Here is a 16,781-nt window from a genome sequence, read left to right as displayed (position 1 = left end):
GAATTACCCCAAGTGGCCCTTTTTGCCAAATTCAAACGCCCGTTTCAAGGAATTCTTTGTAGCTTCTTGTGTCTAGCTGCAGGTCAGAGCAGGAGGAAAAGCCTGTTTAAAAATGGTACACTGGTCGGCTTCTTTTATTGGATAGACTTAATCCTGCGTGGGTCAACTATGGCGTCTCAATGGTACTCAATAACTTCTCAAAAATTGTATCTGGCCAAGATATTACTCTCACAGCTGGATCAACCTATTGAGCAGGCGCAAATTAACCCTCAAACGGCGATCTTAAAAGAAGCTATAACCCAGGGCGCTATCGAGCTCTTACTGCGCGCTCGAAGCACTTTGCTGGTCATGGTTGCGCAATATCATCAGCAGAAAGACGCTGAGCCGCTGTCACTTGAGGAGCTCAAGGCTAGAATCTCGTATGAGACCCAAGATCTCGAGGATTTAGAAACTCTACAAAGCATTCCCTCCAGTTGGTGGAATCACCTTGTGCAACTTGAAAAAGCATTGAAGCAGCCTCCGGTACCGAAAAAGACGGTATCCGCTGACAACATTATTGCGATTTCAACAGAGGATGTAGCTGATCGCTCGGCTAAGGGCTTACAAAAAACCCTGACAGCCATGACGGATTTTGCCCGAGCTGTGGAAGATAGACATAGCGAATGGTAATCACGGCTCCAGAACTACTGAGCACGACCCACGAACACATCGCACTAAGTAAAGGCCTAAAGAATGTCACCATCGTTTTTTGAGATCGTTGAACTGCCAAACGGCGACTACGCTTTACGTCGCGTTGATGACGATGCAGCACCGTTGGTCCGCATTTCCTTCTCACAAGAAGCGAAGGAAATGATGGCTGATCAGGACATGAGCATCGCAAAAGCCATGATCGCTGCAGGCATAGAGGCTACCGGCACTGTTTCTCAGGCTGTTGATTGGGATGAAGAGGAAGACGAGTTTGGCGACGCCCAACCTCATTACACACTGCACTAACGGATCACCCTAACTCTCAGGTAATCACCTCTGGCGCAGCACAACTCCGTGACTATTTCCTTTCGCAGAGGCTTTTTGAAGCGATTCGAAAGCGGAGCGCGCCAGTTTATTAGTCCACAACACAACCGCATGGCAAGTTCCCGCACCCAGCGCCAATTCAGCCAGCTGTTGAGCCGGAATCTCAGGCGTTGAGCGCAGCACCAAAATCTCACCAGTAACGATGCCGTGCATATTTTGCCACTTCCCTACCAATGATTGAGGCGGATCTATCCAGGCCAGCCAACGCTTCTCTTGATTCAGCTGAGTCAACATGGGTAACAGCAACTGAAAGTTCTCGACCTGACCTTCCGGAAGAATGATCTCAGTTACGTTACCTCGAAAATCAGCCTGCCCAGATGTCGAGCGACGAGGTTCAGGCCGCTGATAGCGCGATGAAGCTGCATGCGCCGAGACTACAGCCGCGGGTTGAAACGCCCTATTATGATTGAAGCTCAACTGTTCCATCACTCACCTACCTGCGTTTTTCACGTGTCGACTTTCTAGTTATCAGTGCAACTCGGAGCGCCGAATGACGCCAACACCCAGCCCTTCGATATAAAGTTCCTGCTCAGCCAGATCAACTTCGATGGGACCAAATTCTTCGTTCTCGGCAATGAGCCAAACTTTATCGCCTTCCTTACGAAACCGTTTAACGGTGACCTCGTCACCCACACGCGCCACAACAATTTGACCGTTGTGAACGTCTTGAGTCCGGTGAACCGCCAGCAAGTCACCATCAAGGATGCCGATGTCTTTCATACTCATGCCTCTCACCCGCAGCAGATAATCCGCCTTCGGTGAAAAGAAACTCGGCTGGAGTGCGCAATGATCTTCGACATGCTCCTGCGCCAGAATCGGGCTACCGGCAGCAACTTGACCAATTACAGGCAAACCCAAATCGGGCTCGGCTTCGGGCAACCGAATGCCACGGCTGGCTCCGGGGACCATTTCTATCGCGCCCTTTCGCGCCAGAGCTCTCAAGTGCTCCTCAGCGGCATTCGCGGAACGAAAACCCAGCTCTGCAGCAATCTCTGCGCGAGTTGGCGGATAGCCAGTTTCATCAAGATAACGCCGGATAATATCCAGTACCTGGGACTGCCTGGCGGTTAGTTTCATGTTGGAACACTCCGGATATTGATGACTGGTTTTTTATACAGTGATTTGACTATATACAGTGTTTTATCCAGTGTAAAGTCTGCAATAGAACATTTATGGACAGTAACGGGCAACGACAGACCTCTGTGTTAAGGTTAGGCACAAAGTCCCCACAGGAAACACGACATACTATGAGCTCTTCACAACTCAGCAATATGCCCGTCAACGCCCACACCACAGATGGAAGCGAACGAAAGGTTGGTGTAGAAATCGAGCTATCTGGGCTTAGTTATGATGCACTTATAGAGCATGCCAGCCGCTTACTTGGTGGCAAAGCGGAACTTCAGTCCCGTTATGTAACCAACATCAACACGGAAGATGGGGCTTATACGATCGAGCTAGACTCAGATCCGATTAAAGACCTCAACCTCGCCGACGAAGGGCTACCAACATCCATCCGGGAACTTGCTTCCCATGCCATGGATGCGATCGATTTCGCCGCTGAGAAAATTGTGCCTTTGGAGATTGTTGGGCCGCCTCTGCCGTTGTCGAAACTGCATACCATGGAAACCCTAGTGGACGAGCTCCGGGACCTTGGCGCACTGGGCAGTCGCGAAGCGATCTATTTCGCCTTCGGCCTTCAGCTCAATCCTGAACTGCCCGATCTGGAGCCCGGCACAATTGTGCGTTACTTGCAGGCGTTCGCGGTGCTGTACGACTGGCTCAAGTCACGGCATCAAATTGACATCAGCCGTAAGTTCACCACTTACATCGAACCCTGGAGCAATAAATACACGGAAAAGCTGATGCGGGATGACTATGAGCCCGATCTCAAGGGCTTGATGACCGATTACCTCGAAAGCAATCCAAGCCGTAATCGGGCTCTAGATTTGCTGCCACTGTTTGCGCACCTCGATGCAGATCTCCTGGCCGACTATGTTGTAGACCCACGAATCAAAAGCCGCCCGACTCTGCATTACCGACTGCCTGATTGCGACATCGACAACCCGAACTGGCATTTTTCCAGTGTCTGGAATGACTGGGTGGTATTGGAGCAACTAGCAAATAACGCGAAGGACTTGGCGACAGTTCGGAAGCAGTTCCGTGACGCTCAAGAACTCAGTTTCCATAATCTGACCCATTCCTGGACCGAAACCACACATCAATGGCTCCAAGAACACGGTTATGTCTAACACGGAAACCGAAACAGACATTCCGGGGCTGACCATCGGGATTAGCGGGCCCGCCAGACGCAGTCTCGCGCAGAGACTGATCAGTCTCGGCTTGAGGCTATCGGGCGCCCGCACGCATTACATACGCCCCGGCTCTCGAATCAACGTAGCCTTGCTGGATGGGCTCGTACTATCAGGTGGCACTCACGTGCACCCTGAGCGGTACGGTCAACAGCCGCAAGTGACCGCCAAATACAATCCGAAAAGGGACGACACCGATTACCGTTTACTGGAGCAAGCGGAGGCTATCGGCATTCCGGTACTGGGTATTTGTCGGGGCGCCCAGTTCATCAATATTTTTCACGGCGGTTCACTGTGCCAGAACGTAACGCCCCTGCGGGTGAACACAAGGCACAGGCCCCTGTTGCTGCCATTACAAACCGTCAGACTGGTTTTAGGCAGCCGACTCGCGGCTTTAATGCCCAGCCTGAAAATCGGCGTTAATCGCATCCACAGTCAAGCTATCAAACGCTTGGGTCGAGACCTCAGGGTGACAGCTGTCGACAACGATCTATTTGTTCAAGCCATTGAGAACACCGGTAAACAATGGCTGATGGGCGTTCAGTGGCACCCCGAATATTTGCTCTATCATTCCGGCCACCGCCGTATTTTTCGTCGATTTGTACAAGCGGCCTGCAAACGAAAGCTTCAGCGCCTTGAAAACGAAAGCGCGCAATGGAATAACGAAGGAGACTAGTTATGTCACACCAACAAAGAGCGGTCGCTCTGGCTGCTGTGTTTGTCGCCGGCGCTTTCGCACCAGCATTGGCCTCGGCCGGTGAAGTCAGCCTGAGCGGTGAAGGTATTGTCACATACAGTCCCGACAGTGCTCGTTTACGTTTCACCGCCAATGCTGAACATAACGAACCAGCAAAGGCTTCCCAGCAAGTTCACAAGATGATGGAGCAATGGCGCAAAGGTATTCGCACGCTACAAAGTCAGCTGGATGATTACTCGGATGCGGAACTGAATCTGTACACCCGCAATCTGCCTATTCAGGAGAAGGGGCAAAAACAAGAGCAGGTTGCGGTTGCCAGCCAGACCGTGAGCTTCACCATCAGCGACCTTGCACTCCTTAACCCACTGCTGGAAGAAGCCCAAAAATTGGGCCTGCAATATCACCTGGGCACAAATCAGTTCTTCCATTCCGAGGAACAGACACTGCAACAGAAAGCACTTGGACTCGCCATTGCTGATGCCAAAGCACAATGCAACTTTGTTGCAAAACAACTCGACAAAAGCTGCGGCGATGTTGTGACTATCAACGTCTCCAACGGACAGCGCCCTAGCCCGATGATGATGTCTTCAGCCAGAGCTTCCGAAGGTTCAGTGTCTGCCGTTGGCCCACAGGAAATCAGTGCCATGGTTAACGCGACGTTTGAACTGGATTAAAGACAATCAGAAATCCCGGGTATAGAAAATATCCAATGAAGCGGCCAAGCCACTGGCCGCTTCCAAATAAAAGTACCTTCCCAGATCGTAGCGCAAAGCGACTGTGGTAATCGGCTCGAAAATCCCGACACCGTAACGAATACTCAGCTCATCGGTGATATAGCCGCTCGCGACAACAGACGCGGTCTCCCCGGAGCCTTCGGCTTCGAGCATCAGGTTTTTAATACCAAATTCGTCCCCGATGCTTTGTGTCAGTTCATTGGTTTGCGTCAGGCCAAGCGAAATGGCTGCAGCGCTCATCTGCCCTTCATCCCCTTGCCCTTGCGGCGGTCGACCCAAAATAACGTAAGACAAAGCGTCGCTTTGCGGCATCGACGGCTCAGAAAATACTTCGGTTTCTGGCTCGCTGATGGGCCCGCTGAGCCTGATCCCAGCAACTACCGTATCAACCTCTCGTACCGCCTCAATATCCAAATACGGCTCGGTCAACGCGCCTACGAATACAACTCTCGCTGTTCGAAGGTCGAGATCCTGGCCGTAGGCTTCGTAACGACCGTTCACCAATCGCAGTGCACCGCGGGTGTCCATATCATTGCCGATTCGCAGAGTGCCCTTCAGCTCCCCTGTCAGACCAAAAGCATCCAGAGACACTTCGTCTTCCCCCACGACCACGACGACATCCATAAGCATGGTGCGGATCGTGGGCTCTTCAGCCTCCACGCCAACGATAACCTCGTCGCTTGATACTGATACGGCAGTCTTTGGCAATGCCTGAACTTCGATGCTCCCACGAGGCACTTCCACGCGCCCGGAGACAGACAACTCACCACTCCGGAACCGAATTTCGAGATCAGGCCCCACTTCCACCGACGCATAGGGTTCAAAATATACCGGTAGCCGCTCCCCCTTCACGTTCAACAGCAGCTCTGGCTCGTCTCGCCAGTCCAGGCTTCCTGACAGCTGGCCCTCACTGCGATCGTTGCTCTGCCAACGCCCACTGATATCCGCGGTATAACCTAAAAACTCAAGGGCAAGCACCACATCTTCCATAGGCAGCGGCAAGTCCGGGTCCTGAAAGCGACCGCCGGTGAGCGCCAATTCACCGGTAACGGCGGGCTTCAACAAGGGCCCTTTCAGCTTACCGTCACCGTTAACCTGACCAGCCACCTCCTCAATACCTGAAAATGCCGAGACAAAAGCAAGATCCAGATTTTTCAGAGAAAAGGTGCCATCAATGGGCCGCTCGTCCGATACCGGATCAACCGACAACTGGGTCGAAAACTCACCCAATTCCGGGCCTTTTAAAGCCACCGAAACCTCGGCCAGCTCAGGCTTGAGCATCGCTTCCAAGGTGAGCGCTTGATGACTCAGCTTTTCCCAATCATCCAGAACCCGAAATTCAAAGAAGCCCTCACCGGCATCAATCTCAACCCGGCCATCCGGGCCCGCCTCGGTCATTGCCACCTCAACATCGGCATTTAGCAGGGCCGACCAACGGAAGGTCTCTGGGAGCAAGGGCTCCAATGCAAGCGAGGGAAATTGTCTAATACGATAGCCAATAACAGGGTTTGGCCAGAGCTGTTGATCGTCGGCGCAAACTGAGCTTTCTTGCCAGCGCCAACAGTGCTCCCCGAGTTTTAGCTCCCCCTGCTCGGTGTAAGACAGCTCTGTGCGTTGGTCCAATGCCCACAGATGTCCCGGCTCCGGCACGTCAATTTCACCACGAGTTATTGCGCCATTCCAACTCGTCAAGGCTTCGCCCAATCCACCTGCGAGCTCCAGCAACATCGAAACCTCCGGGTGTTTCGCCACCAGCGAAAGCGCATGATCATCCCGCGTGCCTTGAGCTGAAACGTTCACTTTGTCCAACGTCTGTCCGGCCGCTTTAACCTCGCTTGCGTTGATGCTCGCATCCAACACTTCACCGGAGCCCAGATTCGCCTGAACCTCTAACTGGCCAACCTGTGCTTCGTCTCGCCACGCCAGCTGTTCAGCCTTGAGGCTTAACTGACCCTGAGCATTTTGCAATGAGCCCTGTGCGCTCAGTTCGCCGGACAACCTGCCCCTCAGACCGGGCACGATTAGTTCAGGTTTTGGTAACACAACGGATAAGTCAGCGCCGATCCCTGTACCGTAATGGCCGCTGCCGGTGACTTTGTTTTCGGCAACCGAGACGAGCAGATCCTTCAACGTCCAATCGGAGCCGTCACCAGCCAACGTACCTTTGGCTGTTGCGGGCTGCTGTTGCCAAACACCGGCAAGGTCCCAATCCGCTGACATCACCGGCAACCCGCTATTCTGCAATTGCCCCTGACTGTTCACTCGCCCATTCAGGCTGGCTTCCAGAACGGGGAGCCAATACCCAGGGTTGAAGCCGTTTAGCTCAAGCGCAGCTTGCCAGGACAGCGGCCCGGAAAAACCCAGATCCGCCTGCCCCGTGAGAGCCCCGGCACCCGTTGTCATCTCCAGGTGGCTGATGATTAGAGCTTCAGAATCGCCCTCCATACTGGCAACCAGTTCTGCCGAACCCTGAGGGCCTTTTACGTTTGCCTCTATATCCGCCTGATAGCTACCTCCCTGATAACTTGCCTGGCCTTGCAGTGTTTCCAAAACCACGGGAGGCGCAGGCACATCAGGCAATAAAGCAAACCACGGAAAGGCATCAAGGCTGATGTCGGCATTCGCCAGCAGTCCCTCTTTCCAGGACACATACCCCGATGCCGTGAAGGTGCCCGATTCCTGTCGCTCCGTGGTAGCCGGACCGGAAAGGGCAAGGTTCAGATCGGAAGCGGCTTCCGTGGTAACCAGCCCCTCTAAAGCAACTTGAACATCTCCGGTGGTACCGGGAACCTCCGCCCGAGCTTCGGTCTGAAACCCATTGGCCAAAGAACCGCCCAAGCTCAACACCAAGTTTTTCAACAGTAACGTGGGAGGAAGCGTGTGATGCGCCATGAAGGCCGGCGACGTGATTTTCAGCTGAGCCGGTATGCGTGCATCAAGGGGTTCTGCGGCGCCTTGCAGTTTAGCTTCCAGATAGCCGGCACTTTGCCCGTCTATCCTCAACTCCCGCACACTTCCGGTAAGGTTCAAATCAACCAACCACGAATCTCCGGAGGGCGGAGGCAAGTCGACGTTTACCTTCAGATCCAGCGGCCAATCTCTGCGCATTTCGGCCCAACCACTGGCATTTACGCTAAGATCGCCCAGAACATAGGAGGCTTGATCAAGCTGAAGGCTGGCGCCAGACGCACTCGCTTTTATCGCTACGCTGTCCCAGATCCGACTACCATTGACCGTAAGCTCACCCAGCGCAACGTCTTTGACTTCCACCGCCAAGGGCAAGTTGATGTCTGGCAGGCTTATCCCCCCACCGGATTTCTCTTCGGTATCTGACGGTTGCACGATGACCTTAATACCACTGGCTTTCAAGGTATCCAGACACACGGTCAACTCGAACAAACATGTTGGGGACCAGTCCACTTCAGGTGACTGAATGTTTACCCCTATTCCATAGCCTTGCCATTCAAGACGTTCAGCCTGCCACTGCCCCAACAATGAACCGTATGCGGCTTCCGTCTGCAGGCCTGGAATTTTTTCTAACGTCCAGGCGGTACCTTTATCGGTATTGAGTGCAACCAGAACAAGACCAAACAGAATCAACGGCAACAACACAATCGCCGCGATGACAATCAACAACCAGAACCACCAACGACGACGAAGTGGCACTTCGCCTATTTCATTCTGCGGGTTGTCGGTCGTTGTAAGCTGATCACTCACAATTCAGGCCCCATCGAAAAGTGCACCCGCCAGCCGCCGCCAAGGGACTCATTCAACCCTTCAGCGAAATCGAGTCGCAACGGCCCAACAGGACTTACCCAACGAATCCCGATACCAACACCGGTCGCTAGAGGATCAAATACATCGTTCACCGCATTACCTTCGTCAATAAATGCTGCAAGCCGCCAGTTCTTCGTAAATTCATACTGGTATTCAGCACTCCCCACAATCAGATACCGGCCACCAACCACATCGCCATCGCTATTTTCCGGTGACAACGACTCATAAGCGTACCCGCGAACCGTCTGGTCACCACCGGCGAAGAAACGCAAAGACGGCGGAACGTCATCAAAATTGTTGGTCGCTACCCCGCCAAAATTGAATCGCGCCAAGAATCGATGATTGTCCGCCAAGGTATAGAGACCACGAGCAAGAAAATTCACATGCAAAATATCCGCATCTGACAGCGCCGCTCGGTGAGCACCGGTAACATCAAACTGCAAGCGATAGCCTTGAGAAGGGTCCAGTGGGGAGTTGGAGTGGAGCTTGGAATAACCGACACTGGGTAGCAGCAGGCTGGACGTATTCTGAGTATCCTCACCTATGGTGTACCGCTCACCTTCCCAGCGCAATCCTAGGATTTGCATCCAATCCGTATCAAGCTGATGACGCCACTGCTGCCCCAAGGTCAAACGCTCGGAGGCGACGTTTTCAATTTCCTCACGCTGATAACCGGTACTCAAACGAATGGAATCCGTCATAGGCGGATCGAGCGGCAATTCGTACCAACCAGAAATACTCTGCCGCAGTTTCGACACTTCGGTATCGAGACCACGACGGTGCCCCATGGGGTTTATATAATGCTCTCGCCACGTGCCACGGAATCTGGGCCCCACATCGGTTGAGAAGCCCACACCCGCTGAAATTGAACGAGGCTCTCTAGGGGTAAGACCAATCTTGATAGGAATAACCCGGTCTTCTGCCTCACTCGGTGAGGCATCCAAATCCACACCCGAAAAGTAACCACTATTGGAAAGATCCCGGCTCAGATTAGCCACCGTGCCGGCATGAAACGGCTCGCCGGGCTCAAAGGTCACATACTGCTCAAGAAGCTGTTGTTCGAACCCGTGCCCTTCCAGAAAGGTTACATCCCCAAGCCGATAACGCTCCCCGGATTCGAAACTCAGGTTGATGTCGGCAATCTGTTCAGGGGGATCAACCCTCAGTTCCCGAGTTTCAAACTTACCATCAAAATAACCCAGCCGCCGGGCTCTGTTACTGATACTGTTTCGCAGGCTGTCATATTCTCCATGGTTGAGAACATCGCCGACCCGCGGTCGCGCAGGTAGTTCACCAACGAACTCAGAATCATTCGATCCGGGCCCGCGAATATCCACATTACGCTGGCGAACTCGAACCGGAGCCCCGGGGTCCACGGTTAACAGCAACTCCGCCAGCCCTGCGCCACTTTCACCCTCACTCACTTTCCAGGTGATTTTCGGGTTGTAGTATCCCAAGGCGCGAAGGGCTTCTTTTATCTGGCCCTCTGCCGTAGGGGCGTATCGACGCAGACCTTCAGCGGTGCGCCCCTCCACTTCCCCTAAAAATATCCGTGCGTTGTCTTCCAGAGCATCGTGGTCGCCCTTAACTTGCACTTCAACCTGATTTGCCAGAACCAGCGAGGGGATACAGAGCATGAGGAACGCTGCAGCCTTGAAAACCGTCTTTTTTACGAAGAAAGGTGGCACCATACGGTGTACCGGTATCCCAACCAGATGGTTTGATGAAACTAGAAACTGAACCCCAGAGTTTACCGGTACCCCAACACACGTGCCATGCCTGACACGCTAAATAAAGCGAGAATTTCTGCGGTATTGGCCTTACCCGAAGTTACCACGAAAGTCGTCTCCAAAAACCAAATAGGCTATCCTGTCATAGACTTATGACTACCTCCTACCCTATCCACAGGTAACGAGAATGCTCAGGATCAACCGCGAAAACCTGAAATCCAGCCACCAGATGATCTGGTTCCTCATCGACTTTGCGATGCTGGGGCTGCTGATCATTAACCTCTCGTTTATAATTTGGGACTCCATCTACAATTTCATTGCCGTGCAGAACCTACTGAAAGAATACCTGCCTGCGGCGCAGTCTGCGTACCACCCCATCCATGAACGGTTCATCTTCTACGACATGATCTTCGTGTGGATTTTCCTGAGTGAGTTTGTCATTCGATGGGGCTATTCCGTTAAAGCAAAGGTCTATGACCGCTGGTATTTCTATCCGTTTATCCATTGGTACGATCTGGTCGGCTGTATCCCCATCGGTAGCTTCCGGTTTCTGCGCGTACTGCGGATTATTTCCATCGCATACCGGCTCCACCAATACAAAATCATCGACTTCACGAACACCAAGATTTACACATTCCTTGCCTTCTATTTCGACGCCTTTATGGAAGAGCTTTCGGACCGAATCGTCATCAAGGTACTTACCGGCGTGCAGCATGAGATTCAACAAGGTTCACCGCTGTTTGACCGGATCCAGAACGACATTTTGTACCCCCGAAAGGCCATGCTCGCAGACTGGTTGTCTGACCGTGTCGCGCATGCCGCGAATCAAGGTTACATGCCAAATCGAGGTGCATTGCGTGCCTATCTTGAGCAACGGGTTGATCATGCATTAAAACAAAATCTTGAACTGTCCAGGCTGAAGTACCTTCCGGTGGTCGGACCAACCATTCAGGACACGCTGGAGAATGCCGTGGGCGATATTGTCGCGAATGTCATCCATCAGATCCTTGAGGATCTGGCGTCTTCATCGAATCACGCTTTTATTGAAGACATCGTGAATGCCCTCTTACCCGACCCAAGCGCAAGCTCAGAAGAAGACGGGGATCAGGAAGCCCTGATCACGCTGATTAATGAAATTATCGATGCGATTAAAGGGCAAGTGCGCGTGAAGCATTGGCGCACGAATCTACCTTAGCGGTAAGGAACCTCGCCGAACCTTATGCATTTCATTTGCGCCTTAAAATGTAGCAGATGAAACTATGTCATAATGGTTTCATCCATTGGCAAAACCAAACGAGACAAACAATGAAATTTTTTAAAGCAACGTGGATTAAAACCATAGCTCTGAGCGCCTTGGTTGCCGCCAGTTCCGTTCAAGCGGGCACCTTAGAAGAGAGAATCGCAGATGGTGAAACCATCCGTTTGGGCTTCGCGGCAGCTCCCCCTTGGGCCTATTCTGGCAATGACGGCTCGCCTCAGGGCTTTGTTAACGGAATCGCCGTAGACGTGCTCAAGCGCATGGGCCACACCAACATCGAACCCGTGCTGACTGACTGGTCCAGTCTGATTCCCAGTTTGAAAGCGGGTCGGGTCGACATGGTGACAGGCGGGATGTACGTGGTAAAAGCTCGCTGTGAAAACATGGATTTTTCAGATCCGATCGGCGCGTTCGGCGACACCTTCCTGGTGCCTAAAGGCAACCCTAAAAACCTTCAAACCTATCAGGACTTGATTGACCAAGACCTGACGATGGTCGCGCCTTCTGGTTACAACACACTAAAAGACGCCAAAGATGCCGGCGTGCCTGCAAGCAACATCACAGAAGTGCCAGGACCGACTCAAGCCCTCGCAGCCTTGCGCACAGGTCGTGTTGACGCAGCTCCGATAAACGTACTCGAAGCCAAGCACGCCGCCGACATGGACGACAGTTTCGAAATGACCGACCCAGAAAAATTTGTCGGCCGTGACAAGCAAGTTGTCGGGATTGGCTTCCGCCCAGAAGACAAGGAGTTCCGCCTTGCCTTCAATAAAGCCCTGAAAGAGTACCTGGGCTCAGACGAAATGATGGCAACGGTAACGCCGGACAACTACATCAAGGCCTTCTTGCCAGGCGACTTGAGCACCGAAAACGCCTGTCAGTCAAACTAAGCCAGCGTTGACTTAGTTTGACTCAAGCACCGCACTCAAGAACTGCTGAGTGCGGTCTTTCTGGGGAGTATCCAGAAGCACTTCTGGCGCTCCCTGCTCCTCAATCTGGCCACTGTAGAAGAAACAGATGCGGTCAGAAATATCCCGAGCAAAGCCAATCTGGTGCGTGACCATCAACATAGTCAGATTGTGTTGATCAACGAGTCCGCGAATAACGCCAGTCACCTCACTAATGACCTCCGGGTCCAAGGCCGAGGTAACCTCATCGAACAACATGACTTTCGGGCGCATCGCCAAAGCACGCGCAATCGCGACACGCTGCTGCTGACCACCGGAAAGCCGGGACGGATGCTGATCACGCTTGTCAGCCATGCCGACCATATCAAGAAGCTCCAGAGCGCGCTCTTCAGCTTCCTTTCTGGACATGCCGAGCACTTGCATCGGCCCCTCAATGCAGTTACCCAGTGCCGTCATGTGCGGGAACAGATTGAAGTGCTGAAAACACATACCGATCTTGGAACGAATTTTACGCAAGTGGGCAGCGTTTGCGGGCACCAATCGGCCGTTCTTTTCCATGTGCGTTAAAGGCTCACCATCAACGTAAATCACCCCACTGTCGATGGTTTCCAGCGTCATCAACATGCGCAACACAGTGGTTTTTCCCGAACCGGAAGGGCCAATGATGGTCACCATTTCACCTTCGGTGACATCCAGATTCAGACCATCAAGAACAGTCAGGTTGCCGTATTTCTTGGTGACATTCTGAAACCGCACCATGGGCACATTGTCGCCCTCAAGTTTCAGGGGGTATTGGCTCATGTCGTGTTTCATCTAGTCAGTCCCATTTTGCGGCGTAATACAGTCTCGAACCGGCGAATCAGCCAAGCAGTGGGCAGCGATATCGCCAAGAAAATCAGCCCGACGATGGTGTAAGGCTCAAGATAACGGAAGTTCTCTGCGCCAATGGAGTTGGCCGCGTGCATCAGCTCCGCCACCCCGATCACCGACAGCATAGGTGTGTCTTTGAAGATACCGACAAGATAATTGCCCATGCCTGCCAGCGCGGGCGGCAGCGCCTGGGGAATAACAATCCGGCGGTAGGTTTTAGCCGTCGACATGTTGATTGCCTTCGCCGCTTCCCACTGACCTTTAGGCACATTCTCAATACCGCCTCGGTACACCTCGGACAGGTAGGCCGCGTAATGCAAACCGATGGCAATCAGACCCGCAGCCCAAGGCGACAGGCGCAGCCCAAACTGTGGCCCAACATAGAAAATAAAGAAGATCTGAAGCAGCAACGGAGTGGAACGAACAAACTCGACCAACTCACGCACGACAAAGGTGAGCACTCGTGACGGCGTGCGCTGTGCCAGCGCAAAGATCAGCCCAAGTACAACCGCCACGACATAGCCCCCGCCCGCCGCCAGCATGGTGTTACCGGCCGCGGCGAACAAGCGCGGCAATATTTCCCAGGTAAAATCCAGTTTCCAATCAAGCATGGTTTAAGCCCGTCCGATTTTGCGGGCCATAACCCGCTCGAGCCAACGCATCGTGGGCGTGACCATAAATCGTGCAAAGATGTAGTAGATGATAAGTGCAGTGCCAAAGGCTTGGGCGGACAGATAAGTATTACTGTTGACCTGACGCGTTTCGAACATCAAATCTGCCACCGAGATCAAGGCCACCAACGCGGTGCCCTTCAAGATCTCAATCATGAGGTTGCCCCAAGGCGGAAGTATCGCCACCAGCGCCTGCGGCAAGATGATTCGTTTCATGCGTTGTGCCGGGGACATATTCAGCGCCAAAGCCGCTTCCCACTGCCCTTTCGGTACCGATTGTATGGCGCCGCGCACCAGTTCCGCTCCGTAAGCGCCATAACACAGCCCCACGGTCAGGAAGCCCACCGTGAATTTATCCATAGTGACGCCAAACAATGGCATCACGAAGTAAAACCAATACAGCTGAACCAGGAGGGAGGTGCCGCGAAACAGCTCAATGTAGACGACAGCGATACTGCGCAAGATTTTCGACCGAGCCATCTTCATCAGGCCTGAGGCAAGGGCAACAACAATCGCCACCACAACAGCCAGACCAAACTGACCCAAGGTAACCAGCGTACCGTCGATAAATCGGTCGCTATAGGTTGTAAGAAATTCGATATAAGACATTTTGATGTTTAGCCTTCAGGCTCTTTACCAGCTGGTTCAAATAGACGCAACGAAGAGACTGAAGAGAGAGCAAATTGCTCTTTTCTAAAGCCGAAATCCATAGCACTGAAAATATCTGCATTGCCAATTATGATAATTATTACATAAAGAGTGACTTCAGTGCTCAGGCGACGTAACACTCATTCGAGCTGTATGGTTTACCTGCCTCCTTTGAAGCCGCGAAACGGTCGCTTACGCAACCGCCTCAACCTTTAGGGCTTCCACGCGTGAACGGCGGCCAGACACCACAGCCTGAACAATCCCCGAAGCAATAATCAGAACACTCCCCGCCAACTGCAAAGCACTTAAACTCTGCCCGAACAGAATCCACCCCAATCCGACAACGGTAATAGGTTCCAAATAAGCCAGAGTGCCGAAAGTTGCGGCCGGAAGAGTTCTCAGCGCCACAACGGCAAGCATAATTGCCAGGAAACCGGGAACCACGCCGGCTGCAACCAGCCACCCCCATTGGCTCGCCCCGATGCTCTCATTGTGCTGGAGCATCAAGGGCAGCATACACAGCGCCCCGGCCAGCATTTGGTAGCCACTTCGAGTCAACACATGCACTCGCTCATGGATCAGCCGATTGGTCAGAATAAAAGCTGCGTAGCACACCATTGCGCACAGAGCGTAAAACAGGCCTAGAACTTCTTCGCCTCGCCCTGACACATTAAAATTGAACTCCAGCATCATGGCGAAACCAAAAAGAGCCACCGCGATCAAGGCTGCGCTGCCCCCCGAGAGCCGCTCCCCCATAAAAAAGTGGGCCACAACAGACGCTGTGACGGGTGCCAGATACAGCAACATGATCGCATTCGCCATACTGGTGTAGCCCATGGCCATAACATAAAAGACCACAAAACCCGCAAGGAATCCGCCGGTGACCAACACCTTGACACCCGGCCAAGTGAACAGCTTTTCCTTCTGCCCCGTGAGCAGAAGGAAGACGGCCATCAATACGGCGCCAATGAACAGGCGATAAAAGGTTACAGTTTCTGCGCTAACGCCCGCATAAACAGCAATCGCACCTATGGTGCCCATGAAAATGGCTGCGAAAACAGCTGCCAGTATGTACACGCCCATCTCACTTCTCCCAAGTACAAAAAGGCAGACCAGTAAGCAACTGACCTGCCTCTGAAAGCAAAAAAGCCGGCAAAAGCCGGCCTTCTCATACGGTAGCGATACACCAGGTTATGCGCTTGACGTGACTCCTAACCTGTAATCGTGTTCACGTTGTTGGATAGGCGGTATAACCCTCCAATGCGGCGGATGTTAGGGATATTTGAATTTGGGCGCAAGTTCGATCGATGATAGAGAGCACTGGTTTGTTCGGACCACAGCTGCCATGAGACCATACGCCGTAGACAACCACCATGCATACCAGCAAGTAAATGATCGTCAACAACGAGGTTAACCATGAAAACAATCAAGTACGCTCTTACACTGGCACTGGCTGTTGTACTCTCTCCAGTTCAAGCGGCAGAAGGCTTAGTAGCGGTTGAAAGCCCCTACGACGCGCAAACGACCATGAACAGATTCGAAGACATTGTAAAAGGCAAAGGCTTGAATGTGTTCGCGCGCATCGATCACGCAGCCGGGGCGGAAAAGGCGGGAATGACGCTTAGGCCGACGGAAGTGATCATTTTTGGCGACCCACAAGGCGGGACGCCCTTCATGAAGTGTGCGCAGTCTGTCGGGATCGACCTGCCACTGAAAGCCTTGGTGTGGGAAGATGCCTCAGCGCAGGTATGGCTCGGGTACAACGATCCCACCTATTTAGCCGAGCGTCATGAGGTGCCCGAATGCGCGGTAGCCGAGAAACTGAGCAAAGCTTTGGCCGGGCTAGTGAAGGCGGCGGTAACGCCTTAAGCGATCACATCGCAGACCAGTGCAAGCGAAGCTTACGCTAGTCCACGAAGGTAATATTTTTGATCTGATCTGAAATGTTCAGTGTTGCGCCATTGATAACGGTGGGGGTCATGCCGGTCACCACCGTACCTTCCGGCAGGTTGGACAGGGTGATATTGAAACCGTTACCGGTAACACCACTCTGCATCTCCCCCTCGAAGGCATCACGCGCAATATGCTAACGCCGCAATCGAAATAAA

The 16,781-nt window shown here is 52.9% G+C and carries 17 protein-coding genes; 8 read left to right on the top strand and 9 right to left on the bottom strand.

Annotated features, from left to right (window positions below):
• Positions 1–12: 12 nt before the first annotated feature.
• Both VOI14_RS10855 and VOI14_RS10850 read left to right on the top strand, forming a co-directional pair.
• Positions 13–669: a DUF6586 family protein gene (locus VOI14_RS10855; protein WP_323752072.1), complete on the top strand. Its 657-nt coding sequence runs from the start codon at positions 13–15 to the stop codon at positions 667–669.
• Between the two features lie 63 nt (positions 670–732).
• Positions 733–993, top strand: coding sequence for a hypothetical protein (locus tag VOI14_RS10850; protein ID WP_323752071.1), 261 nt, complete (start codon positions 733–735; stop codon positions 991–993).
• Between the two features lie 24 nt (positions 994–1,017).
• Here VOI14_RS10850 and VOI14_RS10845 read toward each other — a convergent pair whose 3' ends face one another.
• Together VOI14_RS10845 and lexA are read right to left on the bottom strand one after the other, a co-directional pair.
• Positions 1,018–1,497, bottom strand: a complete 480-nt coding sequence (locus VOI14_RS10845) for a cell division inhibitor SulA (protein WP_323752070.1) — start codon at positions 1,495–1,497, stop codon at positions 1,018–1,020.
• 42 nt (positions 1,498–1,539) lie between these two features.
• A complete protein-coding gene (gene lexA, locus VOI14_RS10840; protein WP_323752069.1) occupies positions 1,540–2,148 on the bottom strand; it encodes a transcriptional repressor LexA in 609 nt (202 codons plus the stop codon).
• Positions 2,149–2,318: 170 nt separating this feature from the next.
• Between lexA and VOI14_RS10835 the strand changes: the two genes are divergently transcribed.
• From VOI14_RS10835 to VOI14_RS10825, 3 genes are read left to right on the top strand one after another with little or no spacing between them, the layout of a single operon-like run.
• Positions 2,319–3,320, top strand: coding sequence for an amidoligase family protein (locus tag VOI14_RS10835; RefSeq protein ID WP_323752068.1), 1,002 nt, complete (start codon positions 2,319–2,321; stop codon positions 3,318–3,320).
• The gene (locus VOI14_RS10830) at positions 3,313–4,056 is read left to right on the top strand and encodes a type 1 glutamine amidotransferase (protein WP_323752067.1); all 744 of its coding nucleotides are present in this window, start codon (positions 3,313–3,315) and stop codon (positions 4,054–4,056) included. Before VOI14_RS10835 ends, VOI14_RS10830 begins: the two co-directional genes overlap by 8 nt.
• A 2-nt stretch (positions 4,057–4,058) precedes the next feature.
• Positions 4,059–4,751 (top strand): SIMPL domain-containing protein, encoded by a 693-nt coding sequence (locus tag VOI14_RS10825; protein WP_323752066.1) that lies wholly within the window; start codon positions 4,059–4,061, stop codon positions 4,749–4,751.
• Between the two features lie 6 nt (positions 4,752–4,757).
• Here VOI14_RS10825 and VOI14_RS10820 read toward each other — a convergent pair whose 3' ends face one another.
• Both VOI14_RS10820 and VOI14_RS10815 read right to left on the bottom strand, forming a co-directional pair.
• A complete protein-coding gene (locus VOI14_RS10820; RefSeq protein WP_323752065.1) occupies positions 4,758–8,528 on the bottom strand; it encodes a translocation/assembly module TamB domain-containing protein in 3,771 nt (1,256 codons plus the stop codon).
• Positions 8,525–10,225: an autotransporter assembly complex family protein gene (locus VOI14_RS10815; protein ID WP_323752064.1), complete on the bottom strand. Its 1,701-nt coding sequence runs from the start codon at positions 10,223–10,225 to the stop codon at positions 8,525–8,527. Before VOI14_RS10815 ends, VOI14_RS10820 begins: the two co-directional genes overlap by 4 nt.
• A gap of 280 nt (positions 10,226–10,505) precedes the next feature.
• On the opposite strand from VOI14_RS10815, the gene VOI14_RS10810 reads away from it, so the two are divergent.
• Both VOI14_RS10810 and VOI14_RS10805 read left to right on the top strand, forming a co-directional pair.
• Positions 10,506–11,513: a hypothetical protein gene (locus VOI14_RS10810; protein ID WP_323752063.1), complete on the top strand. Its 1,008-nt coding sequence runs from the start codon at positions 10,506–10,508 to the stop codon at positions 11,511–11,513.
• A 110-nt stretch (positions 11,514–11,623) separates the two neighbouring features.
• On the top strand, positions 11,624–12,466 hold the full coding sequence (locus VOI14_RS10805) for a transporter substrate-binding domain-containing protein (RefSeq protein ID WP_323752062.1): 843 nt from the start codon (positions 11,624–11,626) through the stop codon (positions 12,464–12,466).
• A 12-nt stretch (positions 12,467–12,478) separates the two neighbouring features.
• On the opposite strand, the gene ehuA is transcribed toward VOI14_RS10805, so the two are convergent.
• The 4 genes from ehuA to VOI14_RS10785 form a co-directional block, all read right to left on the bottom strand.
• On the bottom strand, positions 12,479–13,297 hold the full coding sequence (gene ehuA, locus VOI14_RS10800; RefSeq protein ID WP_323752061.1) for an ectoine/hydroxyectoine ABC transporter ATP-binding protein EhuA: 819 nt from the start codon (positions 13,295–13,297) through the stop codon (positions 12,479–12,481).
• Positions 13,294–13,965 carry an ectoine/hydroxyectoine ABC transporter permease subunit EhuD gene (ehuD, locus tag VOI14_RS10795; RefSeq protein ID WP_323752060.1) on the bottom strand — a complete coding sequence of 224 codons (672 nt, stop codon included), beginning with the start codon at positions 13,963–13,965 and terminating at the stop codon, positions 13,294–13,296. The genes ehuA and ehuD overlap by 4 nt, the downstream gene beginning before the upstream one ends.
• A 3-nt stretch (positions 13,966–13,968) precedes the next feature.
• Positions 13,969–14,634, bottom strand: coding sequence for an ectoine/hydroxyectoine ABC transporter permease subunit EhuC (gene ehuC / locus VOI14_RS10790; RefSeq protein ID WP_323752059.1), 666 nt, complete (start codon positions 14,632–14,634; stop codon positions 13,969–13,971).
• Positions 14,635–14,865: 231 nt separating this feature from the next.
• Entirely contained in the window at positions 14,866–15,756 is an 891-nt protein-coding gene (locus tag VOI14_RS10785; protein ID WP_323752058.1) for a DMT family transporter, read from the bottom strand.
• 333 nt (positions 15,757–16,089) lie between these two features.
• On the opposite strand from VOI14_RS10785, the gene VOI14_RS10780 reads away from it, so the two are divergent.
• Positions 16,090–16,542 (top strand): DUF302 domain-containing protein, encoded by a 453-nt coding sequence (locus VOI14_RS10780; RefSeq protein WP_323752057.1) that lies wholly within the window; start codon positions 16,090–16,092, stop codon positions 16,540–16,542.
• Between the two features lie 37 nt (positions 16,543–16,579).
• Here the strand turns inward: VOI14_RS10780 and VOI14_RS10775 are convergent, their stop codons facing one another.
• Positions 16,580–16,729, bottom strand: a complete 150-nt coding sequence (locus VOI14_RS10775) for a hypothetical protein (protein WP_323752056.1) — start codon at positions 16,727–16,729, stop codon at positions 16,580–16,582.
• Positions 16,730–16,781 lie beyond the last annotated feature (52 nt).

The organism is Marinobacter sp. (genome assembly GCF_034669625.1).
GTDB lineage: Bacteria > Pseudomonadota > Gammaproteobacteria > Pseudomonadales > Oleiphilaceae > Marinobacter.
The sequence above is the reverse complement of the archived record's forward strand: the minus strand, read 5'-3'. Positions and strand labels throughout refer to the sequence as shown.

Coding starts and splice junctions, on each gene's coding strand:
- VOI14_RS10850 (WP_323752071.1), top strand. CDS start 733: ATGTCACCATCGTTTTTTGAGATCGTTGAACTGCCAAACGGCGACTAC.
- VOI14_RS10845 (WP_323752070.1), bottom strand. CDS start 1,497: ATGGAACAGTTGAGCTTCAATCATAATAGGGCGTTTCAACCCGCGGCT.
- lexA (WP_323752069.1), bottom strand. CDS start 2,148: ATGAAACTAACCGCCAGGCAGTCCCAGGTACTGGATATTATCCGGCGT.
- VOI14_RS10835 (WP_323752068.1), top strand. CDS start 2,319: ATGAGCTCTTCACAACTCAGCAATATGCCCGTCAACGCCCACACCACA.
- VOI14_RS10830 (WP_323752067.1), top strand. CDS start 3,313: ATGTCTAACACGGAAACCGAAACAGACATTCCGGGGCTGACCATCGGG.
- VOI14_RS10825 (WP_323752066.1), top strand. CDS start 4,059: ATGTCACACCAACAAAGAGCGGTCGCTCTGGCTGCTGTGTTTGTCGCC.
- VOI14_RS10815 (WP_323752064.1), bottom strand. CDS start 10,225: ATGCTCTGTATCCCCTCGCTGGTTCTGGCAAATCAGGTTGAAGTGCAA.
- VOI14_RS10810 (WP_323752063.1), top strand. CDS start 10,506: ATGCTCAGGATCAACCGCGAAAACCTGAAATCCAGCCACCAGATGATC.
- VOI14_RS10805 (WP_323752062.1), top strand. CDS start 11,624: ATGAAATTTTTTAAAGCAACGTGGATTAAAACCATAGCTCTGAGCGCC.
- ehuA (WP_323752061.1), bottom strand. CDS start 13,297: ATGAAACACGACATGAGCCAATACCCCCTGAAACTTGAGGGCGACAAT.
- ehuD (WP_323752060.1), bottom strand. CDS start 13,965: ATGCTTGATTGGAAACTGGATTTTACCTGGGAAATATTGCCGCGCTTG.
- ehuC (WP_323752059.1), bottom strand. CDS start 14,634: ATGTCTTATATCGAATTTCTTACAACCTATAGCGACCGATTTATCGAC.
- VOI14_RS10785 (WP_323752058.1), bottom strand. CDS start 15,756: ATGGGCGTGTACATACTGGCAGCTGTTTTCGCAGCCATTTTCATGGGC.
- VOI14_RS10780 (WP_323752057.1), top strand. CDS start 16,090: ATGAAAACAATCAAGTACGCTCTTACACTGGCACTGGCTGTTGTACTC.
- VOI14_RS10775 (WP_323752056.1), bottom strand. CDS start 16,729: ATGCAGAGTGGTGTTACCGGTAACGGTTTCAATATCACCCTGTCCAAC.